This window comes from Acinetobacter sp. GG2 (assembly GCF_000292385.1).
Lineage (GTDB): Bacteria > Pseudomonadota > Gammaproteobacteria > Pseudomonadales > Moraxellaceae > Acinetobacter > Acinetobacter seifertii.
In genome coordinates this window covers 1-24,533 of record NZ_ALOW01000022.1, presented here as the reverse complement: position 1 = coordinate 24,533, position 24,533 = coordinate 1, and the positions used below count along the sequence as shown (strand labels likewise).

21 protein-coding genes are annotated in these 24,533 nt (G+C 39.9%); 14 read left to right on the top strand and 7 right to left on the bottom strand.

Annotated elements, in window-relative coordinates:
• Window positions 1–32: 32 nt before the first annotated feature.
• Window positions 33–1,451, bottom strand: a complete 1,419-nt coding sequence (locus tag B554_RS0102770) for a polyphosphate--AMP phosphotransferase (RefSeq protein ID WP_019456888.1) — start codon at window positions 1,449–1,451, stop codon at window positions 33–35.
• Between the two features lie 208 nt (window positions 1,452–1,659).
• Between B554_RS0102770 and B554_RS0102765 the strand changes: the two genes are divergently transcribed.
• The 5 genes from B554_RS0102765 to B554_RS0102745 all read left to right on the top strand — a co-directional run bounded on the left by B554_RS0102765 (window position 1,660) and on the right by B554_RS0102745 (window position 6,684).
• The gene (locus B554_RS0102765; RefSeq protein WP_019456887.1) at window positions 1,660–2,367 is read left to right on the top strand and encodes an FFLEELY motif protein; all 708 of its coding nucleotides are present in this window, start codon (window positions 1,660–1,662) and stop codon (window positions 2,365–2,367) included.
• 147 nt (window positions 2,368–2,514) lie between these two features.
• Entirely contained in the window at window positions 2,515–3,462 is a 948-nt protein-coding gene (ubiE, locus tag B554_RS0102760; protein WP_004699042.1) for a bifunctional demethylmenaquinone methyltransferase/2-methoxy-6-polyprenyl-1,4-benzoquinol methylase UbiE, read from the top strand.
• Between the two features lie 11 nt (window positions 3,463–3,473).
• The gene (locus B554_RS0102755) at window positions 3,474–4,142 is read left to right on the top strand and encodes an SCP2 domain-containing protein (RefSeq protein ID WP_004699044.1); all 669 of its coding nucleotides are present in this window, start codon (window positions 3,474–3,476) and stop codon (window positions 4,140–4,142) included.
• A gap of 12 nt (window positions 4,143–4,154) precedes the next feature.
• Window positions 4,155–5,774, top strand: a complete 1,620-nt coding sequence (locus tag B554_RS0102750; RefSeq protein WP_019456886.1) for an ABC1 kinase family protein — start codon at window positions 4,155–4,157, stop codon at window positions 5,772–5,774.
• A 100-nt stretch (window positions 5,775–5,874) separates the two neighbouring features.
• Window positions 5,875–6,684, top strand: coding sequence for a helix-turn-helix domain-containing protein (locus B554_RS0102745; RefSeq protein WP_019456885.1), 810 nt, complete (start codon window positions 5,875–5,877; stop codon window positions 6,682–6,684).
• Here the strand turns inward: B554_RS0102745 and B554_RS0102740 are convergent.
• Window positions 6,655–7,293, bottom strand: a complete 639-nt coding sequence (locus B554_RS0102740) for a LysE family transporter (protein WP_019456884.1) — start codon at window positions 7,291–7,293, stop codon at window positions 6,655–6,657. The two genes, B554_RS0102745 and B554_RS0102740, sit on opposite strands and share 30 nt — an antisense overlap.
• Window positions 7,293–8,591: a hypothetical protein gene (locus B554_RS0102735; RefSeq protein WP_019456883.1), complete on the bottom strand. Its 1,299-nt coding sequence runs from the start codon at window positions 8,589–8,591 to the stop codon at window positions 7,293–7,295. The genes B554_RS0102740 and B554_RS0102735 overlap by 1 nt, the downstream gene beginning before the upstream one ends.
• Window positions 8,592–8,833: 242 nt before the next feature.
• On the opposite strand from B554_RS0102735, the gene hisIE reads away from it, so the two are divergent.
• From hisIE to B554_RS0102690, 9 genes are all read left to right on the top strand, one after another.
• Window positions 8,834–9,607 carry a bifunctional phosphoribosyl-AMP cyclohydrolase/phosphoribosyl-ATP diphosphatase HisIE gene (hisIE, locus tag B554_RS0102730; protein WP_019456882.1) on the top strand — a complete coding sequence of 258 codons (774 nt, stop codon included), beginning with the start codon at window positions 8,834–8,836 and terminating at the stop codon, window positions 9,605–9,607.
• A gap of 9 nt (window positions 9,608–9,616) precedes the next feature.
• Window positions 9,617–11,119: a UvrD-helicase domain-containing protein gene (locus B554_RS0102725; protein ID WP_019456881.1), complete on the top strand. Its 1,503-nt coding sequence runs from the start codon at window positions 9,617–9,619 to the stop codon at window positions 11,117–11,119.
• A gap of 23 nt (window positions 11,120–11,142) precedes the next feature.
• Window positions 11,143–12,522 carry an AAA family ATPase gene (locus B554_RS0102720; protein WP_019456880.1) on the top strand — a complete coding sequence of 460 codons (1,380 nt, stop codon included), beginning with the start codon at window positions 11,143–11,145 and terminating at the stop codon, window positions 12,520–12,522.
• A gap of 315 nt (window positions 12,523–12,837) precedes the next feature.
• Window positions 12,838–15,687 (top strand): monovalent cation/H+ antiporter subunit A, encoded by a 2,850-nt coding sequence (locus B554_RS0102715; RefSeq protein WP_019456879.1) that lies wholly within the window; start codon window positions 12,838–12,840, stop codon window positions 15,685–15,687.
• A complete protein-coding gene (locus B554_RS0102710) occupies window positions 15,684–16,052 on the top strand; it encodes a Na+/H+ antiporter subunit C (RefSeq protein WP_000624229.1) in 369 nt (122 codons plus the stop codon). Before B554_RS0102715 ends, B554_RS0102710 begins: the two co-directional genes overlap by 4 nt.
• The gene (locus B554_RS0102705) at window positions 16,052–17,863 is read left to right on the top strand and encodes a monovalent cation/H+ antiporter subunit D (protein WP_019456878.1); all 1,812 of its coding nucleotides are present in this window, start codon (window positions 16,052–16,054) and stop codon (window positions 17,861–17,863) included. The genes B554_RS0102710 and B554_RS0102705 overlap by 1 nt, the downstream gene beginning before the upstream one ends.
• 2 nt (window positions 17,864–17,865) lie before the next feature.
• Window positions 17,866–18,393 carry a Na+/H+ antiporter subunit E gene (locus tag B554_RS0102700; protein WP_019456877.1) on the top strand — a complete coding sequence of 176 codons (528 nt, stop codon included), beginning with the start codon at window positions 17,866–17,868 and terminating at the stop codon, window positions 18,391–18,393.
• A complete protein-coding gene (locus B554_RS0102695) occupies window positions 18,390–18,665 on the top strand; it encodes a monovalent cation/H+ antiporter subunit F (RefSeq protein ID WP_019456876.1) in 276 nt (91 codons plus the stop codon). The genes B554_RS0102700 and B554_RS0102695 overlap by 4 nt, the downstream gene beginning before the upstream one ends.
• Window positions 18,666–18,677: 12 nt before the next feature.
• Window positions 18,678–19,082 (top strand): Na+/H+ antiporter subunit G, encoded by a 405-nt coding sequence (locus tag B554_RS0102690; protein ID WP_004699064.1) that lies wholly within the window; start codon window positions 18,678–18,680, stop codon window positions 19,080–19,082.
• Window positions 19,083–19,141: 59 nt separating this feature from the next.
• On the opposite strand, the gene B554_RS0102685 is transcribed toward B554_RS0102690, so the two are convergent.
• From B554_RS0102685 to rimP, 4 genes are read right to left on the bottom strand one after another with little or no spacing between them, the layout of a single operon-like run.
• On the bottom strand, window positions 19,142–19,543 hold the full coding sequence (locus tag B554_RS0102685) for a ribosome-binding factor A (protein ID WP_002114836.1): 402 nt from the start codon (window positions 19,541–19,543) through the stop codon (window positions 19,142–19,144).
• Complete coding sequence (infB, locus tag B554_RS0102680; protein ID WP_004699066.1) at window positions 19,543–22,242, bottom strand: translation initiation factor IF-2; 2,700 nt, start codon at window positions 22,240–22,242, stop codon at window positions 19,543–19,545. The genes B554_RS0102685 and infB overlap by 1 nt, the downstream gene beginning before the upstream one ends.
• A gap of 10 nt (window positions 22,243–22,252) precedes the next feature.
• Window positions 22,253–23,737: a transcription termination factor NusA gene (gene nusA, locus B554_RS0102675; protein WP_004699068.1), complete on the bottom strand. Its 1,485-nt coding sequence runs from the start codon at window positions 23,735–23,737 to the stop codon at window positions 22,253–22,255.
• Between the two features lie 37 nt (window positions 23,738–23,774).
• Complete coding sequence (gene rimP / locus B554_RS0102670; RefSeq protein ID WP_002157009.1) at window positions 23,775–24,299, bottom strand: ribosome maturation factor RimP; 525 nt, start codon at window positions 24,297–24,299, stop codon at window positions 23,775–23,777.
• Window positions 24,300–24,533 lie beyond the last annotated feature (234 nt).

Here is a 24,533-nt window from a genome sequence, read left to right as displayed (position 1 = left end):
AGCAGTAATATTTAAACAGTTAAAGGCAGACCTTAGTCTGCCTTTAACTGTTTTAAAATCGCTCTTAACACCTCTAACCGAGCTGTATATTTGTCATCAGTCGCAACAATATGCCAAGGCGCATACTCAGTGCTCGTCCGTTCAAACATATCTGCCGCCGCTTTTAAATAATCATCCCATTTATCACGATTACGCCAGTCTTCTGCGGTAATTTTAAAGCGTTTATGCGGTGTCTCTTCTCTGGCTTTAAAACGCTGCTCTTGCTCATCTTTACTAATCGCTAGCCAAATTTTCACTACAATGGTTTGACTATCAAACAAATCTTTTTCAAAGCGGTTAATCTCATCATATGCTCTTTGCCACTCTAAAGGTGACGCAAACTCTTCAACTCGCTCAACGAGTACGCGACCATACCATGTCCGGTCAAAAATCGTAATTTTTTCAGCTTCATTAATACGGTTCCAGAAACGCCATAAATAAGGATGTCTCGCTTCAAAACGTTCAGGGGCTCCAATACAGTGAATTTCATATTCACGCGGATCTAAATTTTTAACAATTCGTTTAATGGCACCACCTTTACCTGCGGCATCCATTCCTTCAAACGCAATCACCACATTTCGTTTATCAAAGCGCATGCTATCTGCAATTCTTTTGCTCAGTTTATCGAGCTCTTTTTTATATTCGGCTTTATCGAGCTGTTCCTGAGCAGGTTTTAACAAACTTTCAGGAATCTTTGCTTGCTGCCATTTTCCTTTGACTTCACTTTCATGCTCAGGTAAATCACGCATATTTTGCAAAAGATATTGGGCAAAAAACTGATCACGCTGTGTTTCATCTTCCCCATCAATAATGTACCAATCATCGGTAAAACGGCGGCGTAAATTTTGCAAAGTGTCATATTGTTTTTTATTACGCCAGTCTAAGCCGTGGAGTTTATGCCAGTGCTGTTCAGAAGGGTCTATTTTATCTAACCGTTTTTGCAATGATTTCCAAGAAAGGTCAAACCAGACTTTAATCACATCGACATAATTATTTTTTAAGTCTTGCTCAAATGAACGCATATTTTCAACATACGCATCAAAACGTGCCTCATCCAAAGGCTCTGCAACATGAGTTGCTGTGACAAGCAAGTCGCTATACCAATTGCCAAACATCACCACAATTTGGCCTTCAGTTGGAATAAATTCTGAATAAAACTGCCAAAATGCTTCTGTATCGGTGAGCATACGTGGCGCATCTGCTTTTACGCGCAAATATCTCGGGTCTAACCATTCGCGAAGCTGCTTAACTGCCTCCCCCTTTCCAGCAAGCTCAATACCACTCATTAATATCAATGTACTTTTAGCATTAGGCTTACCTCGACTATCTTTTAAAGCATATTGTGCTTCAATCAAATCGACTGAAAGCTGTTCTTTATCTCGAATTTCGAATTTCGGTTGTTGTTTACTCATAGTCTGGAGCTCTAATCTTTTATTGTTTAATTTCGATGATCTTTAACTTATGCGCTTAAATGATGAATTGCTATACAAATTATGTCATTGCGGCAAGATTTCACTTAAAAATTGACGCATAAATCATTTTTTTACATCTACTCGCCATAGTAGAAGGTTACAATGCCTCTTATGATTTTTTGTAAATAGCCCAATATTAGAGCCTTACATGTCTAAACTCGCTGCTTTTGATGATCTTTTACAACAATATAAAACATTTAATTATCATGATAATCCTGTGCTTGCCCAACGTTTGCAAGATGTACAAACATGGCTAAAAGAGAGGATGAAAGATACCCATCATGACTTTTTTAATTTGCCAGAGCATAAGCTCATGTCAGAGTATTTTTTAAACCGTTTATATGGTGGCCCAGAGTTCGATGCGCTTGCTGCACAAATTGAACGTCTATTGAAATATGCCCATAAAGCCGAAAAAGTATTGCCTGAAAATGCGATTAAAACCGGAACTAAATCGGTAAGTTTGGCTGTGCTTGCGACTCAACTTGATGAGCAAGTGGCCATGCAACTTCTCGCAGACTACCCAGCAGATACCGTACTCACCGACGAGATCATGCGCTTAACCTTAATCAAGCTTGATCAAGCAGAAGCCCGTTATCAACAGCTTGCTCTTCTTGACGATCTAGGGATCGCTTTAGACAAATACATGCGTTCATTTATGATGTTCACTGCATTTAAAATGTGTAAAGGAATTGCTCAAAAATATCATTTCGAATTGATGTATGATTTTATTCAAGATGGTTTTAGTGCGATGAAACCGTTAAAATCTGCCGAGAGCTTTATCAAGACTTTTACGGAAAAAGAACGCCAAATTGTTGAAAATGTACATTCAGGGCATCCGAATCCGTTTAGAGTGTGATAAGGTCGGCACATAGAAAAACTCAACCTCACGAAGTTGAGATTTTATTCATTATATTTGCATGATGATGCCTGTAAAAATAGACAAAATCTGTCATCATGCAGAACTTATTCCGTTTCACTTGAGTTTGAGTCTAGGAGAGACAATATGTCTAACGAAAACCAAAAGCCAACATCTCCAACTGAGCAGGCACAAAGTTCAGACAAAGTTAGCCCATTCCTAAGCTCACCTTTACCGCAAGGTACACCTCAAGGGCAACAACAATCTTTACAGCAAACACTAACAGATACACCTGTTAGTGGTTCTGTACCTAAATATAATTTACCACGTGGCGCTGGTAACACTGGCAACGTTGGTGAAACAACACACTTTGGTTACTCAACAGTTAGAACTGAAGATAAAGCTCAAAAAGTTGCTGAAGTTTTCCACTCGGTTGCAAGCAAATATGACTTGATGAATGACTTGATGTCATTTGGTATTCACCGTCTATGGAAGCGCTTTGCAATTAATATGTCTGGTGTTCGCCGTGGTCAACACGTGTTGGATATTGCGGGCGGTACAGGCGACTTAGCAAAAGTATTTAGCCGTGAAGTAGGTCCGCAAGGTCATGTGGTACTTTCAGACATTAACGAGTCTATGCTGAATGTTGGTCGTGACCGTCTGATCGATGCAGGCTGTACCAATGTCGATTTCGTTCTTGCCAATGCAGAAACATTAGAGCCATTTGCAGATAACAGCTTTGACCTTGTAACTATTAGCTTTGGTTTACGTAACGTAACTGATAAAGATGCAGCACTTGCTTCTATGTTCCGTGTACTTAAGCCAGGTGGCCGTTTACTGATTCTTGAATTCTCTAAACCTGTATTTGAACCATTCTCAAAACTTTATGATCTTTATTCATTCACTGCTTTACCGATTATGGGTAAATTGGTTGCCAATGACTCAGAAAGCTATAAGTACTTAGCTGAATCAATTCGTATGCATCCAGACCAACGTACTTTAAAAGGTATGATGGAAAATGCTGGTTTCCAGAACTGTGACTATCACAACTTAACTGCTGGTATCGTTGCCGTTCACCGTGGCTTCAAACTGTAAGGTATAGCGATATGTGGTCGATTCTGGCACTCGGTGCAGTCGAACGTATCATTCATCATCTGATCGATCTGGATGCATTAACCCGCATTCAGCTCAATCAGTTACAAGGCAAAATGTTGCGTGTTGTGATTGATAGCCCGCAGCTTTCTGTCGATGTATTCTTTGACCAAGAAAAAGTACGTCTTGAACCTACTGCAACTGGGCATAGCGAAAAACCTTCTATTTTTGAACAACGCCCTTTTGATCCGCAATTCAAAATTTCTGAAGCAACAGCAACTTTGCATGTCAAAGATGTGGTTGAACTCATCAAACTATTGGTGAGTGATGCAGACCAGATTGGTAATATCCCACTAGAAGGTGACTATCACCTATTACAAGATATTCAAAAAATTATGCAGCAAGCTGAACCTGATTTAGCTGCGCATTTATCAAAATGGGTTGGTCCTCAACTCGCTCATGAAATTGGCAAGATTCAGCTTGCACCAAAGCATTTAAAACGTTCTCTTCAAAGCCATCTATTTTTTGCTGAAGATGCTTTAAAAGAAGACAGTGGTTTATTTGCCCCACGTTGGGAAATGGACAATTTAAATCAAGCTACGCGTAAGCTTAATCAAGATATTGACCGTCTAGAAGCTAAATTGCAGCAGCTCAATGCACAACTACAACCCACTCAAGACTAGGTAAGACTGTATATGATTCCGCACGTTTCACGTTTACTCGAACTTTGGCGTATTGCAGCGCACTATAGACTCGATACGTTATTCCCTGCGGATGAATTACCTGTTAAAGCTCAGCGTGCATTAAGTGTTATTAAAATGCATCCTGCTGCATGGTCGAGTCGCGAACGTAAAAATCCTTTAAAGCTCAAAGAGGCTTTAGAAGAGATGGGTCCACTTGCAATCAAACTTGGACAATTACTTTCAACTCGACGCGATTTAATTCCACCTGAAATACTCGCTCAATTGGTCTTACTTCAAGATCAGGTAAAACCTTTTGATAGCAATGTCGCCAAACAACGTATTCAAGAATCATTAAAAGCTGATGTAAATACCTTGTTTGCACGATTTGATGACCAGCCATTAGCGGCTGCTTCAATTGCACAAGTTCATACTGCTGCTTTGCACGATGGTCGAGAAGTCGTTGTTAAAGTGACTCGCCCTGACATTCGTAATCAAATTTTGCAAGACTTTGAGATTTTGGCATGGTTAGGCAACACATTAGAAAGTCGCCTTGAAGCTGCTCGTGCCTTACATCTCTCTGAAATTATTCAAGACTACCGCCAGATTATTTTAAATGAGCTGGACTTGAGTATCGAAGCAGACAACACTCGTCGTATGCGCCATTACTTTACTGGCTCAACCATGATGTACGTGCCTGAAGTCTACATGGATACCAAAGATGTCATGGTGGCTGAACGTATTACTGGTGTGCCTATTTCAGATACGGCAACCTTTGACCGTCTAGGCATGGATCGCGCACAACTTGCAGAAAAAGGACTAACCATTTTCTTTACGCAAGTATTCCGCGATAACTTTTTCCATGCTGACATGCATCCCGGCAATGTCTTTGTAGAAACAATTAACCCAAGCAATCCACGCTTTATTGCACTCGACTGTGCAATTATGGGTGAGTTATCTAAGCATGACCAGATGACCATTGCCCGCATGTTGCTTGCTGTAATGAACAGCAACTTTATGCAGCTCATTCAAATTGTGCATCAAGCTGGCTGGATTCCACCAGGTACAGACCAAGATGCGCTATCGCGTGAAATGCGTCGCACAGTTGGTCCAATGGTATCTAAACCAATGGATCAACTTGATTTTGCGGGCATCTTGATTCAAGTGATGGATATTGCCCGTCGCTTCCATTTAGAGATTCCACCGCAACTCATGTTGTTGCTAAAGACTTTAGTGCATGTTGAAGGCCTAGGGACCGATCTTTATCCGCAGCTCGACATCTGGAAATTGGCAAAACCAATTTTGACAGAATGGGTCAAAGCCAACATGAACCCAGTCAAAAATATAAAAGAGTTAGGACAGCAATTACCTGACCTGCTTTTAGGTGCCCAAGATTTCCCAAGCTTAATTGTTGACAGTTTAAATGGTTTAAAAAATCAGTCTGCTTGGCAAGACCGTCAGTTACGCGAAATGCAGCAACTTCGTTTGCAAATAGAACATCAACAACGCCGCAGTTGGATATTTGGCAGTACCATGCTGATTTTGCTCACCATCGCGATTATTAGCCCTTGGTTTGTTTCTATTATTTTAATTGTGCTAAGCAGTTTATTAGCGCTTTGGCGTATATTAAAATAATTAAAAAGGTTCTTAATTTATTCAAGTTTTTTTAAGACTTGAAAATAAATGATGTATATGATTTATTCAGTTCATATGCATCAGATTAAGAGAATGCCAAGTGCTTATTTCATCGGAATGGTTTAGCATCAATCAGATAGAATGTTCTCGCACAATTGCTTGCAATGATGCCTATCCACGTCATGTGCATGATGAATATGTAATTAGCGCTAATATTTCAGGAATTGAAGAAATTTGGCTAAATGGCAAACAAGATTCTGTAAAAGCAAAACAAGTTACTATATATAATCCTACATCAATACAATCTTCTCGATTTAGTAACAATCAAGTTGAATTTTTTAGTATTCATCTTCCCCAGTGCGCACTACGTGCTTTTGTATCTGAAAATAATATCTATAGCAGTAATACTGCTCCAGTATTAAAAGAAGGAATTATAAAAAATACTGAGTTATTCAATGCCATTATTTCATTTAATCAAAAAGATGACTCACCTTTTAATAAAGAACAACAGTTATTATTGCTTTTAGGCCAACTTGTTGAAGACAAAATTTATCTCGATGCTCAAGCCAAATCGGCAGTATTATTTATTCAAGAATATATGCGCGCGCATTTGACAGCAAAGCTGTCACTCGATGAACTTGCTCACATGAGTGGTTTAAGCAAATATTATTTCGTGCGTGCATTTAAACAACATGTTGGAATGCCGCCACTCCAATATCACATGCAACTACGCTTAAATGCAGCAAGAAACCTACTAAGAAACAATATGAATTCTGTAGAAGCCGCCATGAGCCTTGGCTTTTATGATCAAAGCCATTTTATTCATGCTTTTAGAAAAACGATGGGGGTAACCCCCCACCATTATTTGACACAAATTAACTCAGGAAAGAATAAATTCTTTATAACCTGAATAAATCACATAAAATGAGAAATAAGCAAAAATCACAGCAGAAGCAATATAAGAATACTTTAAAATATTTTTGCCTAATATCTTACTGCCAAAGCCACCAACACCAGATAGTACTGCAGCCCAGAATATACCTGCTATAAAAAAACCTAGCAGAAACCATGAGACTGCAAAAGAACCATTGTTTCCCATTCTAGAAATGAGTGCTCCACCTACTGTAGCAAACCATAAAATTGCTGTAGGAGAAGACATCGCTAATATCATCCCCTTACCAAAAGACTTAAAGGAAGTCTCCTCTTTAACAACTTTTTGTAGTTGAATCTCTTGTTTTTTTTGTAAGGCTTCTTTTAGCATTTTGATAGTAAACCAGATGAGTATTGCTCCACCACCAATCCATAATAACCATCGTATTGGTTCATATTGCAGTAGAATACTCATACCCGCCAAGGCTAAAACAGCATAAATCAGGTCACCGACACAGGTTCCGATACCTAGCCAAAGTCCTTGAAAATAGCCACGTTGCATTGCTAAATTAATAATCGCAATATTAGCAATACCAATATCTAAACAGAGTGACAAACTAAGAAGAAAACCATTTGAAAACGGTTCCATTAAGCGCACTCCTTAACTCTTTGACTATATTCAATTACATCTACTGTTTTACCAAGACGGATTATAATTTCTTCAGCATCTTTTTTATTATGATGAGGAGAGTATTTTTGAATGAACATCAATCCCTTTTCAATATCATCACTCAAAACAGTTTCACTCAACTCTTTTACTAACTTCTCAAAGGCAGGAATAAGAATATCAAGATTAACATTTATATGATTATTAGAAATATCAATTACTTTTTCTTCAATTAAATACTTTAATTGGATATAAGCAGAGCCAGCATCAGGAAAATCGCACGCTCCTCTTCTTAAATAACGGAATAATTCTAAAAGGTAAATTTTCCCTAAAATTTCTTTATCTAAATCAAGTTCATGTTTTGTATGTTCCGTCGTACACATTAAAAATCCAAAAAGATCTGCTAGAGATTCTTGAATTACCATTGATCCCCATCGATCCATTTTACTTAGCAGATCAAATCTCGTACAAGAACGAACAATAGAATGACCTAAATCATGCCCCCGAAACCATGCTATTAAATATCGAGAACATATACTAATATCAGGAATTTCTATTTTATCCCATCCAAATAATTTCGTCTCTTTACGAGAAAATTTTTCAAACATTGTTAGATATGTATTTGCAAATACAACTGTTCTTTTAACAGGTGAATATTTAATGCCTTCATCTTCTGGAAAGAAGTAAGCAAAATGTTTTGGGTAACCATTAGCCTCACCAGCGACTGCTAATAGATCAACTATTTTATAAGAGCAAAATGGTAGTGCTATAAGGTCCTCATTAATTGTATTTTTTAGCCAGCCAAGGTTTTTGTTGAACAATTTATCTACAGTGTCTGAAATATTCTGTAACTCATTATTAGGAATTCCAAACCATGCCGAATGATACTGGGATTTTGATTTTCCTATCCAAGTAGACATATATCCTATGCCTTGAAGAAGCTCATTTTCATTAAGAGCAGCAATTCTTGGTAACAGTTCACTCTGTAATTTTTCATCTTGCAAAATTTCTGCTCTCATCATTAATGATTTTTTTGTGTCCTCATCATTAAATTCTTGTGTCAATCTCAAGCATATAAAAGCCAGCTTTTCTTTCATTATTTTAATTAAGCCATCATGATTTTCTTGATTAAGAGGTTGAATATTATTAATCGCATCACTAATACGAATTGCTTGATTTATAAGCTCTAGCGCCTTTGGAGAAAAATTATTTGGAAGAGGAATGTCCATCATATGGACATGGTAATGAGAAGATAAAGGCCAAAACTTAGTCGAGAACATGATTTGCTCCGTTGTATTAAATTATATTTTCAACTAAACCACGCCATGCCTTAATCTGTATTGGAAAAAATTGCCACACTACAAAGTTCAATTATCTACTCATTAAATACTCGGTGCTGTTCCTTTTGAAATGAAATAGAAATATAGAAAGAATTATTCCTAAACACAGCTTTCATACCGTAAACTATAGTCACCGTTTTTACGGTTCATTTTTACTCATATAACACTTTTGGTGATTCCTCATGAACAATACGCAATGGCTCGATGAAGTAAAATTTAACGAACAAGGTCTTATCCCTGCCATTGCTCAACATCATCAAACCGGACGTATTTTGATGGTAGCGTGGATGAACCGTGAATCACTTGCACTCACAGCAGAAAAAAATCAGGCTGTATACTTCTCTCGTTCTCGCCAAAAACTCTGGCACAAGGGTGAAGAATCAGGCCATTTTCAAACAGTTTATGAAATTCGTTTGGACTGCGACGCCGATGTAATTATTCTACAAATTGAACAACACGGTGGTATCGCGTGCCATACAGGTCGTGAGTCTTGTTTCTACCGTAAACTTACCCCACAGGGTTGGGAAATTGTCGATGCACAATTAAAAGACCCTACTGCAATTTATGGTGACAAAGCTAAAACTGAAAGCCACGATCACGCTCATACCACTGAACAAGTTGATGTGCTTGCTCACTTAGGGCAATTAATGCAAGAGCGTAAGCAAGCAGAAGCAGACACTTCATATGTGGCAAGCCTCTACAAAAAAGGCATAAATAAAATCTTAGAAAAAGTCGGCGAAGAAAGCGTAGAAACTATTATTGCTGCGAAAGACTACGCTGCTCAAAATACAGAAAGCAATTTAAATGACTTGATTTATGAAACTGCCGATTTGTGGTTCCATAGCATTGTCATGTTGGGTTATTTCGATCTTAATCCACAACTTATTATTGACGAATTAGCTCGTCGTCAGGGTTTATCTGGTTTAGTTGAAAAAGCTAACCGCAACAAGGTTTAAAATCACTCAGTGTCGAATATCGAAAAACCTAAAGCCACCTATGAGCAAGCAATTGCCATAGATAATGGACGTCTTGGGCAATCATTTAAAGTGATTGCCTATGCAGGTACAGGTAAAACCACCACATTACAAATGATTAGCGATGCCATGCCTGAACGGCGTGGTATGTACCTAGCATTCAACAAGGCCATTGCAGGCGAAGCTCAGAACAAATTTCATCGCAATGTAGACTGCCGTACTTTCCACTCGCTCGCGTTTCGTAGTGTGCCGCGTGGTGTGACTGATAAATTACGCTTGCCGCGCTTAAGTCCAAGCTTCATTGCAAAAGAATATCGACTAGAACCGATTACCTTGCGACGTATGATGGGTGGGCGTTATGAAAAATACGTCTTAATGCCAAGCCGCCTCGCAAGCCTTATCGCAAATGCGGTGAGCTATTTCTGTTCGACTAGCTCACAATACCCCGCTCCTCGACATATTCAGGCACCTAACTGGTTACATCCAGACGATATTACTGAGCTACAAGCCCACCTTTACCCTGCTGTTGAACGGCGCTGGTTAGAGTCTATCGACCCGAACCATCAAGCCGGAATTGGTCACGATATTTATCTTAAGCTTTGGGCCTTGTCTGAACCTAACATTCCAGCCGATTATGTCTTATTTGATGAAGCCCAAGATGCTGATCCTTTAATGCTGGGGATTTTACTTCGTCAAAAAAGTACGCAGGTTATTTATGTAGGCGATGCACATCAGCAAATCTACGCGTGGCGCGGTGCAGTAAATGCCATGCAACAGCTGCCTTTGCCAGAGTCTCGCCTCACTACTTCTTTCCGTTTTGGAGAGGCAATTGCCGATGTTGCCAATGCTTTGCTAGGTGGCTTAAATGAGACAGTTCCTCTGCTTGGCAATCCGAACCAAAAATCAAGTGTCGTCAATAAGCCTCATACCAAAATGCGTGATGCGATTTTGTGTCGTACCAATGCTCGGGCAATGGAGCTTTTATTAGCTGGTTTAGTTCACGGTGATAAAGTAAGTTTGCAGGCAGACCATCAAAAATTAAACCGTTTTGTAGATGCCGCAAGCCTCTTGAAACAAGGGAAACGAGTTACTGACGTTCCCGAGTTGGCATGGTTTAACTCATGGCATGATGTTCATGAATATTGTGAAACCAATGAAGGAAGTGACATTAAACCCTTGGTTAAACTGGTAGATGATCACGGCACTGACCCACTGAAAAAAGCGCTTGCAAAGATTACCCCACTTGAACAGGCTGACTATGTCATCTCTACCGCCCATAAAGCAAAAGGCTTAGAGTGGAATCGTGTCCATATTGAAGATGACTATCAATTTAAAATTAATGGCTTAGAGCATAAGATTACAGATGAAGAATTAAGATTACTTTACGTGGCCTGTACTCGTGCTAAAGTAAGTCTAAACATCCATCATCTTTATGATCTGATACAACAATTAAAAGTAAGGGCGCCTTTAAGTCTTCGAAAGTCGGTTGGTTGAAGCGCTCATAATTAGGTGAGCCTATGAGACTTGAATCTATCCAATTTAAACATGTTGCTCTGTTTCATGATCTAAAGATCCAGTTTGAATATGATAAACAACCAATTACTTTAATTTTAGGTGAACAGGCAACCGGAAAAAGTATGTTGCTCAAGCATATTTATAATGCCTTAACATGGTTTCCTGCTCGCTTGAAAGATGTCCGTACTCCGGGCGTGGTTATGCCTGATCAAGACATTACCCTTTCTCGTTTGCAGTCTAAAATAGAAGTCAGTATTCATATTCCTTCAGAGTTTGGTCAACTCCCTGAAACAACTTCAGCACAGCAGACTGACACCTCACTTTGTAGCTGGAAACTGTTTAAGACCTTAAATTCGAGTGGAATAGGCATGAGTCAAGTCGAAACTCAACAACTCGATCAAGCCATTGCACTTTATCATCAAGTAACGAGAAAAGACCCACTTCAAGGTCTGCCCTTACTTGCCTATTATCCATCTGAGCGCTTTGTTAACGATATAAGTTTGCTCAACAAAAACCTACCGGGCATTACCCAATCTATTTCTGCTTACGATATTAGTTTAATTCCATTTACAACGTTTACTCGCTTTTTTGAATGGTTACGGGAAATTAGCGATATTGAAAATGCACAAGCAGCTCATGTTGTACAAAAAATTATTTCACAACAATCAAATCCAGAAGATCAGGACGAACTTTTACGCCAACTTCAAATCGAATTGGCAGGACAACCAAAGCAACTTCCCTCTCCAAATTTATACGCACTCAAATCAGCGTTAAAAACTGTTTTTCCTGAGCTTTCTGAGCTCTATTTACAATATCATCCAAAGCTTCAACTTATGGCCCATTATCAAGGTGAGATTTTAACGTTTCAGCAACTTTCAAATACCACAAAAACATGGATTGCTTTGGTAGGTGATATTGTTCGTAGACTTTGTTTGCTCAATCCATTGAGCCTAAACCCTTGCCTTGAAGGCGAAGGAGTTTTGTTAATTGACCAGATTGATTCGCAATTAGATGCTCTGCATTGTTCTGAAATTTTAAATCGTCTGCATCAAGCCTTTCCGCGTTTACAAATTATTGTGACTGGAAGCCGTGAAGAATTACTTGAACATGCAGTTACCTACCAATGTCTTAAATTAGAACATGGCAAGGTTACTCAACTTGATTTAAATACCACTCAACAGCAGCTTGAACACCTTTATACGCTATTGCAAAGAGATGAAACAGTTCCTCATGTCGATACGCTACCACTTGATACTCAACCTTCGATAACTCAAATCGACAGTTTGTACCAACAAATCCAAGGCTTAAATGAACAGCAAAAAATTGAATTATTACGTATGATTCATACAGGAGATACTTCAGAAGAAACTTCTTCGCTATGAAACGTTATTATTCATTTAGTGCAATTTTTATAATAAAAACCTCATTCGCTAAATATACGATGAAATCTGGTTTTTAAGCTGAAAAATCACTAGATGTTGTTACCGCATGTAATAACATCAGATTTTTAATGATTTTTTAGTGTACAATAAATTTCATTTTGCGTTTTTATTATTCAAGTTGCGCAATACAACTTGTTTCTCGCTTTATTTTTCTAATTTGGTCGGGTTTTCAGAATATAAGCTTTGGAAATCTCTTTGAATTCCTATCTATTCTGAAATGAAAATTTCACCTTTAGGCTTCGGTCTAAATTATATATGGATACGAGTGTGCTACCGATAATTATCTTATTACCGTTAATATTAGGCACCACCCTTGTTTCATTGCTTCAACGGTTTTCACGTGGAGTAACGGCTTTAGGGGCAATCGGAGTCAGTTTAACCAGTTTTGGTTTATTACTGACTCAAGCTAAAACAGTGCTTAGTGGTGCGAGCATTCAACAAAGTTGGGATTGGTTACCACAACTTGGGATTAATCTGAGCTTTAGACTTGATGCCCTTGGTTTATTATTTTCTCTTCTTATTACCGGTATCGGTACACTCATTTATATTTATGCCTATTACTATTTAGGCCCTAAAAATTCACTAAGTAAACTCTATTTATTACTCATGCTGTTTATGGCAGCTATGTTGGGTATTTCTCTTTCCAATAATTTAATTATTTTATTAGTCTTTTGGGAACTTACCAGTATTTCATCCTTCTTATTAGTGGGTTACTGGAGTCATTACGAGGCAGCCCAGCGTGGCTCACGTATGGCACTTACCATCACAGGAATGGGTGGACTCGCTATGTTAGGTGGATTTGTCTTATTAGGACAAATCACAGGTACCTACGAAATTAATGATATTGTCGGAATGAAAGATCTCATTCAAAGTCATCATCTTTTCGTTCCAGCGCTTTTGCTTATTTTACTCGGTGCTTTTACAAAAAGTGCGCAGTTCCCTTTCCATTTTTGGTTACCCAATGCAATGGCTGCACCAACTCCGGTGTCGGCTTATTTGCACTCCGCAACCATGGTTAAGGCTGGTATTTTCTTATTAGCTCGTCTTGCACCTATCTTTATTGGTGCCGCGCTTTATCACAACATCGTTACTTTTGTAGGCCTATTTACGCTCTGTATGGCCGCATGCTTTGCAATCTTTAAAGAAGATTTAAAAGGACTGTTAGCCTATTCAACCATTAGTCATTTAGGTCTGATTGTCTGCTTGCTTGGTATTGGCTCACCTTTAGCTGTTGCAGCAGCGGTTTTTCATATTATTAACCATGCAACATTTAAAGCTGCGCTGTTTATGATTGCAGGGATTATTGACCATGAAACTGGTACACGTGATCTTAGAAAGTTAAGTGGGGTATGGCAATTACTGCCGTTTACCGCCACACTTACCATGATTACTGCAGCATCAATGGCAGGTGTTCCGCTCACCAATGGCTTTATTTCAAAAGAAATGTTCTTTACCGAACTGTTAGCAAACCTTTCAGGTTCAACAGTTATCTTTGCCAGCATTGTTGCGACTCTTGCTGGTATTTTTGCAGTGAGTTATTCAATCCGATTAGTACACGGCGTGTTCTTTGACGGTCCAATTGGTAAACAAGTGCCAAATAAAAATGCGCATGAACCACCAATTGGCATGCGAGCACCAGCCATACTACTTGCAGCACTCTGTATTTTAGTGGGTATTTTCCCATCCTTACTGGTCGAGCCTTTAGTTAACAGTGTGACACGCGCAAGTCTCATGCAGCCTGATTTTGCAGGAACTCATCTTGCGATCTGGCATGGATTCAATGCACCTTTAATCATGAGTATTATTGCCTTAGTGGGCGGTACACTTTTCTATTTTGCTTTAGCAAAAGACGGCATGATTCGTAAAATCGACCTCGATCCAAGACTTGGTCGCTTACAAGGTCGTATTTTGTTTGATTTATTTTTAAAACATTTATTATTAACTAGCCGCAAAATCAAACAAAAAACTGAGAATGGTTCTCTACAAAGTTACCTGTTCCTCATCATTGCTTTTAGCATCATCATGGTTACCCTGCCTTTAATCAATCAAGGGCTTACAACAGGTACACGTGAACTGACACATGCACCATGGATTGCTATTGTTCTTTGGCTAACATTATTCTCTGGTTGCTGGATGATGCTCTGGTTTCATCATGAGCGTATCAAAGCAGTACTGATTAGCGGTGCAATTGGTCTTGTGGTTACCATGGTATTTGTCACCATGTCGGCACCAGACTTAGCGTTGACTCAAATTACAGTCGATGTAGTTACTACTGTATTGCTGTTAATGAGTTTATCTCTACTTCCCCAACTTACACCGTATGAATCTCTTCGTTCTCGACGTTTAAGAGATGCAGCTTTAGCAATTATTGGTGGTTTAGGTATCGGCTGGATTACGTGGCTCATTTTAACTCGTGATCACAATTCAATTTCATGGTTCTTTGCGCAGCAATCTTTACCACTAGGTGGTGGTTCAAACATTGTAAATGTCATTTTAGTCGACTTCCGTGGCTTCGATACCTTCGGTGAAATTACTGTACTCGGCATTGCTGCGATTGGAGCACTTTGCTTAATGGATGGTATGCGAGTACACGGCACCACCATGACACAAGGCCTCACCTATCGCTTTAACCCATCTCCGCTCATGTTCCGTATTACGGCATCATGGGTACTGCCTTTGGCACTTGTCGTAAGTGTCTACATCTTTATGCGCGGACATAATTATCCTGGCGGTGGCTTCATTGCAGGTCTAATTACCTCAATGGCACTGATTATTCAATATATTGCTTTAGGTCAAGATCAAGCGGAACAAATGCTAAAAGCACAATCTGGTCGTCTATACGAAGTCTGGATTGGTTCGGGTTTAACAATTGCAGGCTTAACTGGAATTGCCGCATGGTTCTGGGCACGACCATTCTTAACTAGTGCTCATGTCTATGTTGAATTACCAATTTTAGGAAAACTACATCTGGCTTCAGCAGCGAGCTTCGATTTGGGTGTGTATATCACAGTGGTAGGTGCCACGATGCTACTTATCTCTGTATTAGGGGACTCTCGCCATTCGAGTATGTCTGGTCCTGTACCTCATGGGGAGAAATCATCATGATCAGTTTAGAATTCTTACTGGCCTCTGCCATTGGGCTACTTGTTGCGACAGGCATTTATCTCATTTTACGTGCACGTACATTCCCTGTTGTATTGGGATTAGCTGTACTCGGTTATGCAGTTAACCTATTTTTGTTTGCGATGGGCCGCTTACAAGTGAGCTCACCTGCAATTTTAACTGAAACGACGAATATTACAGACCCCCTTCCTCAAGCACTTGTTTTAACTGCGATTGTTATCGGCTTTGCGACTACAGCATTCATTGTGCAACTAGCATTACGAAGCCGTTATGAATCAGGTAGTGATCATGTTGATGCTAAAGAAGATATTTCCCCAACATACGACCCACGTGAGGATGAGCCGTGATGTTTGATTTTTTATCTTTTTGGCAAGCAAATACACCTATTTTCAGCATCCTCATTCCTGCTTTTACTGGTTTTATCTTATTACTTCTAGGTAATCCTGGCGCTGGCGCATTGAAAGAAGATTGGCGACAACCTTGGCGTCGTGGCATTAGTTTAGTCTCAGCAGTTGCAGGCTTAGCCACTGCTGTTAATTATCTTATTGTTGCAAATACCGGACAAATTACGGTTTATCAGTTGAGTGAGTGGTCAGCTCCTTTTGGTATTGTCTTGGTACTCGACCGACTCTCTGCATTTATGCTGGTTTTAACCTATGCATTAGCAGTTCCAGTTCTATGGTATGCCAGCGCAAATTGGGATACACGTGGACGCTATTTCCACGCCATATTCCATTTTCTTTTAATGGGGTTATGCGGAGCATTTCTCACAGGTGACTTATTCAACCTGTTCGTTTTCTTTGAAATTTTGCTTATGGCTTCTTATGTCCTGCTACTACATGGACAAGGGAAGCCACGATTTCAACTTGGCGTACACTATGTCATTATCAATCTTTTAGCCTCTGCCCTATTCTTAATTGGCCTTGGTATGATTTATGGCAGTGTAGGCAGTCTAAATATGACTGACGTTTCACGCCTTTTACCAACTTTAGATGCAGACCAGCATAAATTAGCAGTTGCTGGTGCCCTACTCTTATTTGTTGTATTTGGTATTAAAGCTGCCATGTTACCGGTTGGTTTTTGGCTACCAAAAACTTATGCCGTTGCAAGTACGCCCGTTGCAGCAATTTTTACCATTATGACCAAAGTGGGGATTTATGCCATTTTACGTGTCAATGGAACAGTATTTAACGATGTAATCAGTCAGGAAATCTTTAAAGGTTGGCTCCTTCCAATTGGTTTAGTCACTTCTTTATATGGTGTGATTGCAGCAATTGGTGCAGATCGTCTCAGACGTTTTGTTGGTTTTATGGTGCTGTCTTCGATTGGCACTCTATTGACCGCAATAGCAATGTCAAACACGCAAGCATGGTCAGGAGCATTGTTCTATCTCGTACACAGTACACTAATTGGCGCTGCGTTTTACCTGTTCTGTGGCTGGATGACTTCACAACGTGGTGACTTTAAAGATCACTTAAAGATTGCTCCAAGAATCAAGCAAGAAAAAGCAGCGATGCTGACTTATTTTTTAATTGCAATGATGCTTGCCGGGTTACCGCCTTTTAGTGGCTTCTTTGGGAAAGTATTTATTCTACAAGCGACTGTTGAAACTGCATATCAAGGCTGGATCATTGGAGTCGTGCTTGTAGTAAGTCTATTAAGCATTATTGCGTTAACACGTATCGGGTTTATTTTATTCTGGAGAGCTTCAGTACCAGAAGAAGACCCAAAAAATCCTGCTTACATGAGTTATCAAGCTCTACCTGTAAAAGCACCACCACGTAATGATTCGGTCATTTATATTCTGCTTGCAGGCTTGATCACTTATGCAGTGTTTGCTTCACCCGTATTGCACTATACAACTGGTACAGCTCAACAAATTCAAAACCATGCGCTCTATCAGCAGTCTATTCTTAAGACTGACCAAAATGGTGAAACTATTAGTGTTCAGCCTTATGACTCATCTTATTTACCAGAAACAAAATATGGTGGAGAAGTTGAAGATCATAATGCCTATCTCGTTCCTGACATTATTTCTAAAGACACTTTTAACGGTGAGCATATTTCCGAATATAAGCGCCGCCAAATTCAGCAGCAAGAAAAATTGCTAACACCAACGATTGCTGATGAAAGTCAACTGAAACCTATGGAGCCTTAACAATGCAGCTATCTAAATTGCTTGAACGTTGGTTCCCACATCCATTTGTTTCTTTTTTGATTATTATTTTCTGGTTAATGCTCTCGCATAGTCTTGATGCCAGCGACCTACTTATGGCTGTAATTTTGGGTCTTGTGATTCCGCGTTTAGTTCGACCTTTTATTACCAGAACACCGCACATCCATTGGCAACCAGCAATAAAACTATTTTTTGTTGTACTTTGGGATATTGTTATTTCCAATTTTCGTGTTGCAAAACTGGTATTAGGGCCGCCTAAAAAATTACATCCTAAGTGGTACCGTGTGCCTTTAGAAACGGAACATGAACAGGTGAATTCATTACTGGCAATGATTATTACCACAACACCGGGAACTGTCTCAGCTGGTATTGATCAAGAGCGTGGTGATATTCTGGTGCACTCACTCAGTACACAAAATACCGAAAGTGATGTGCAAGACATCAAACAACGCTATGAAGCTCCGCTCATGGAAATTTTTGATGTAAAAAGCAAATCGGAGGACAACATATGACCATCCTACCTTATGCTCTTGGTATTAGCATGATTGCTATCACAATCTCTATGTTACTTTGCTTGTTTCGAATGGTGATGGGGCCATCAATTGTAGATCGTCTTTTGGCACTCGATACGCTTTTTCTAAATGCAACTTGTCTGATTGTTGTATTAGGTATCTATTGGACAACCACCTCTTTATTTGAAGGGGCATTATTGGTTGCCATGCTAGGGTTTGTTTCGACAGCTGCTTTGGCACGTTATTTCACAACTGGTCATGTGATCGATTAAAGGGAGGTCAAAATGCAATTTACAATGGAAATTATTGTTTCGATCTTTCTGGTTTTCGGTGCATTCTTTATGTTGGTCGGGTCGATCGGAATGGTACGCCTACCCGATCTATTCATGCGCTTACATGCACCTACCAAATCGAGCACGTTGGGTTTAGGTAGCTTTTTAATTGCTTCAATGATCTTTTTTGCTTTCCAAGGCCGCTTTGGTTTTGCCGAACTATTGATCACACTTTTGGCTTTTATTACAGCTCCTGTTTCAGCCAATTTAATAGCACAAGCGGCACTACATCTACGCTTACGCTCACTCAGTGGTGAGGTTCCTGAAGCTATAGAACGTCCATTACCATGGGATCGTTATAAAATCGGACAACGCTTTTCACAGAATAAACCTCCGATGGATCCACCTAAACATTAAGTAAAATGTTGAATAATAAAAAAGCCACCCCAAGGTGGCTTTTTTATTTTGAGTTTTAATTACTCTTGGTCATCTGACTTACGTTCCGGTAAATCTTGTACCGCTTTTTCAATAAGACCAAACATATAGTTACCATATGCGTTCGTCTTATCGTAATGGAAACGTAAACGAGGCGTAATACGAGTTTTAATACGACGGCTTAACTCATGACGCAAGAAACCAGAAGCTTTATTTAATACATCTAAAGTTTCTTTATTTGCTGCTTCACTTTGTTCATCACCTAGCTCACGTCCCATAACAGTAACGTAAACTTCAGCATATCCCATATCCGCACTGACTTTCACCGCAGAGATGGTCACTAGACCACCTAAGCGAGGATCTTTAAGCTCTTGACGGATTAGCTCAGACAACTCGCGTTGTACTGAATCCGCCATGCGCTTTAAGCGTTGGCTACCCGCCATTAAAGACTCCGTTTAATCAATTGAACATCGTATACTTCAATCTTGTCTTGTACTTTGATGTCTTTATAACCTTTCACCGCAAGACCACATTCCATACCGGCACGAACTTCCTCAACCACATCTTTATAACGACGTAATGATTCAAGTTCACCTTGGAACACAACCACGTCATCACGTAATACGCGAATCGGTTTATTACGATGCAATGTACCTTCAAGTACCATACAGCCTGCTGCTGCACCAAACTTACTTGAGTGGAATACTTCACGTACTTCAGCAACACCCAAGATTGTTTCACGGTGTTCAGGAGCAAGTTTACCGCTCATGGCATCTTTCACATCATCAATTAATTCATAAATGATGCTGTAGTAACGAATATCGATACCATCTTGGTCACTGCGTTGACGAGCAGCTGTATCAGCACGAACGTTAAAGCCTAACAATACAGCTTCTGAAGATTCAGCAAGAATCACATCAGACTCAGTAATCGCACCAACACCTGAACTAATTACACGAACTTTTACTTCATCAGTAGATAGTTCATATAAAGCTGCATTTAATGCTTCTAAAGTACCACGTACGTCAGTTCTTAAAACAACGTTCACTGTAGGAACGTCTTTTTTGCCCATTGACGACATAATATTTTCAAGACGCATTGCACTTTGACGATCAATACGTTTTTGACGTTCACGGTCAGCACGAGCATCAGCAACTTCACGTGCTTTCTTCTCGTCATTTACAACAAGAACTTCATCACCTGCCATTGGAGCATCTGGAAGACCCAGAATTTCTACTGGAATAGATGGTCCTGCTGATTTAATTGGCTTACCGTTTTCATCAGACATTGCACGGACACGACCATAAGATGAACCTGCAAGAACAAGGTCACCAATATTTAATGTACCGTTTTGAACAAGAATAGAAGTTACTGCACCACGGCCTTTATCAACACGTGCTTCAATAACAACACCTTGCGCAGCACCTTCAGCAGATGCTTTTAATTCCATCAATTCTGATTGAATAAGAATTAAATCAAGGAGTTCATCAATACCTTGTCCAGTATGTGCAGAAACCTTAGCAATCGGAACATCACCACCCCATTCTTCTGGAACGATTTGTTTCGTTGTTAATTCGTTTAACACACGGTCTGGATCAGCAGATTCTTTATCCATTTTGTTGATTGCAACAATAATTGGAGTACCTGCTGCACGTGCATGATCAATTGCTTCTGCAGTTTGTGGCATTACACCGTCATCTGCCGCAACAACCAATACCACGATATCTGTCGCTTTAGCACCACGTGCACGCATTGAAGTAAACGCAGCATGTCCCGGTGTATCAAGGAATGTAATGATTCCTTTGTCTGTTTCAACGTGATACGCACCAATATGCTGGGTAATACCACCTGCTTCACCAGCCGCCACTTTTGAACGACGGATACGGTCAAGCAATGATGTTTTACCATGGTCAACGTGACCCATAATCGTAACAACTGGTGGACGAGTTGTTTGCTCACCACGTGCTTCTTCAGCCGCTTCAAGCAAGTTATCTTCCGCTTGTGTATCAGAAACTAGAACAGGGTTATGGCCCATTTCTTCTACAACAAGTGCTGCTGTATCTTGGTCAATCGCTTGATCTTGGTTAACCAACTCACCCATTTTCATAAGTGTTTTGATAACTTCACGTACTTTAATCGCCATTTTTTGAGCAAGATCGGCAACAACAATACTTGAACCGATTTCTACATCGTAGACTTGCTTTTTAACTGGCTTTTCAAATCCATGCTTATTTGCTTGGCTTGATTTTAAACCACGTTTGTTATGGTTAACGAAGCTTTGCTCTTCTTGACCACGACGACCGCCTTTCTTACCAGCACGCGGGTTAGTAGTTGCACCACCACGTTTAATTTCACGGTCTTCTTGCTTGAACGAATCTTCATAAGCTTGGCCAACAAGACCTGAAGCAAGTGGAGAATCATCAATTACGCGAATTGTTGTCGTTGTATCATCATTTGAATACTTAGACGCCATTTTGCGCATTTGTTCAAGTGTACGTTGTTGAGCCTCTTCAGCGGCTTTACGACGTGCAGCTTCTTCAGTTGCTTTTAACTGAGCTGTCTGTGCTTCACGCGCTTTCTTTTGCTCTAAAGTTTCTGCTGGTTTTGGTGCAGGTTTTACTGTACCACCACCACGTTTTTTCACTACAACAGCAGCTTTAGGTGCTGACTGTGCAGCACTATCTTGTTGGTGAGCAGCACGCATCGCATCTAAAGTTGCTTTTGCTTTTTGCTCTGTTTGAAGACGCGCTTTTTGCTCTGCAGTATCACGCGCTTGTTGATCTGCACGTGTTTTAGCTTCTGCTTCTGCACGCGCTTTAGCTTCTGCTGCAATTTGTTCTGGGTTTGGCTTAGCAAAAACTTGTTTTTTACGTACTTCTACGTTAATTGTTTTTGCTTTACCTGAAGTACTTGCAACTTTAGCGGTACTGGTTGTTTTACGTTTCAACGCAATTTTTCCTGTGTTACCACTTTCCTGACCATGTACTTTTTTCAAATGATTGACCAAAGTATCCTGTTGTTCAGTGGTAATAATGTCGTCTGCTGTACGTTGAGGCAAACCTGCTTCACGAGCCTGTTCTAGGAGCTTCTCAACAGGACGTCCTACAGTGAGAGCTAACTCTTTAATCGACTTGTCCGTCATATTTCATCTCCTAGTTAAACCATGATTCGCGAGCTTTCATGATCAATTGACCAGCTTTTTCATGATCAAGACCTTCAATATCAGAGATATCGTCAGTAGCCTGATCTGCCAAATCATCAACGGTAATAATACCGCGAGCGGCAAGCGAGTAAGCGATCTCAGAAGTCATGCCTTCCATAGTGAGGAGGTCTGCGCTCGGTTCTTGAATATTTTCTTGCTGTTTCAAAGCATCAGTAAGAGCTGCTTCTTTTGCACGACTTTGCAATAACTCAACCAATTCAGCGTCAAGCTCAATTTCGTCAAAAGTTTCAGCAGGCACATAAGCAATCTCTTCTAAAGAAGTGAAGCCCATTTCTACCAATGCCATTGCTAAATCTTCTTCAATATCTAAACGTGATACAAACATGTCAAGATACTGCTGAGCTTCATTTTGCTGACGAGCACGATACTCTTCTTCAAGCATCATGTCGAGTTTATAACCAGTTAAATCAGAAGCCAAACGAACGTTTTGACCTTGTGAGCCAATCGCACGAGCCAATTGATCGCTGGTTGCAAAAATAATGTCGGCACTTCTTGCATCTTCATCAAGCACGATGCCTGAAACATCAGCTGGTTCTAATGCACTTGCAATGTATTGAGCTGGATCATCAGACCAAACCACTACATCAATACGTTCACCATTTAACTCTTGTTGCACAGCTTGGATACGCGTACCACGCATACCAATACACGCACCTACAGGGTCAATACGGTGATCATTTGTTTTCACTGCAATTTTAGCACGAACACCCGGTTGACGTGCTGCTGCTTTAATTTCAATGATTTCTTCAGAAATTTCAGGAATTTCTTTTTTCATTAAAGCAATTAACATTTCAGGCTTAGCGCGTGATAACAACAACTGAGCGCCACGACCTTCACGGTTAACATTATATAAAATAGCGTTTACACGTTGCTTTGGACGAAGAATTTCTTTAGGAATCATTTCTTCACGTGCAAGATAAGCTTCTGCGTTGTCGCCTAAGTCGATAATAAAGCCATCTTTGGTTTGTTTTTTCACTTCACCGTAAATCAACTCACCAACTTTAGACTCGTATGCATCAGCAACTAAAGCACGCTCAGCTTCACGAATTTTTTGTACGATAACTTGTTTTGCAATTTGTGCAGCAATACGACCAAACTCGATAGATTCCACTTCGAGCTCACGTACATCACCAATTGACCATTTAGATGGGTCAAGATCAGAAATCGCGTCTTGGCAAGCTGGCATTTCATGATCTTCATCTGCCACAACAGTCCATTGACGGAATGTACGGTAATCACCTGTTTTACGATCAATTTCTACACGAAGCTGAGCTTCTTCAGCATGTGTACCTTCGTAAAATCTTTTCTTCGTTGCAGCAACTAGAGCTTGTTCTAAAGCCTCGAAGATCGCTTCACGACTAACACCTTTTTCATTACTAACCGTTTCTACAACGGTAAGAATTTCGCGGCCCATAAGTCACCTACCGATTTCTTATATAATTTAAATAAATTTAATCTTGATAGATCAAGTTTGCTTTATCGATATTGTTGCTGTCGATATCAAGCACATGCTTTCCTTCAACTTCAACCTTAATCTCTTCATTTTCAAGGTCTACAGCAAGGAGTTTTGCTTGAAATTTACGGCGATTTTCTACTGCTGCAATTAAACGCAAAGCAACCTGTTGTCCAATGTAACTTTGCAATTGTTCGAGTTGAAAAAATGGGCGATCCCAACCTGGTGAAGAAACTTCTAATGAATACTCACCTGAAATCGGGTCATGAACATCTAACATTGCGCCGACTTGTTGTGTAACTCGTACACAATCTTGCACACCAATACCACGACCTTGTTCTACTTCACCATCTTCATTAATCACTGGTTCAGCATTTTCATCAACTGGTCTATCGATATAAATACGCAATAATGAACGTTTACCTTGTGGAAGGAATTCGATTCCCCACAGGTCAACACCACATGCTTGCACTGCTGGGGCAATCATGTCATACAATGCTTGGGATTTATTTGATAATTTCATTTACTCTCGTCATTCTCGTGCGATTCAATCGGTTGTTTTAACCGACACAGACCTACTATAGTGAAGCATGACTATTTGACCAATTGATGTCGACACTACACGATAGCGATACGATAACCAATAAAAAAGGGCGTTAATCGCCCCTATGTAGCACAGAAAACAATAGTCCACTGTGCAAAAAGGCCCACTTGTCTGTGAGCCTCTTTTAAGAAACTTGGTAGCGGGAGCTGGATT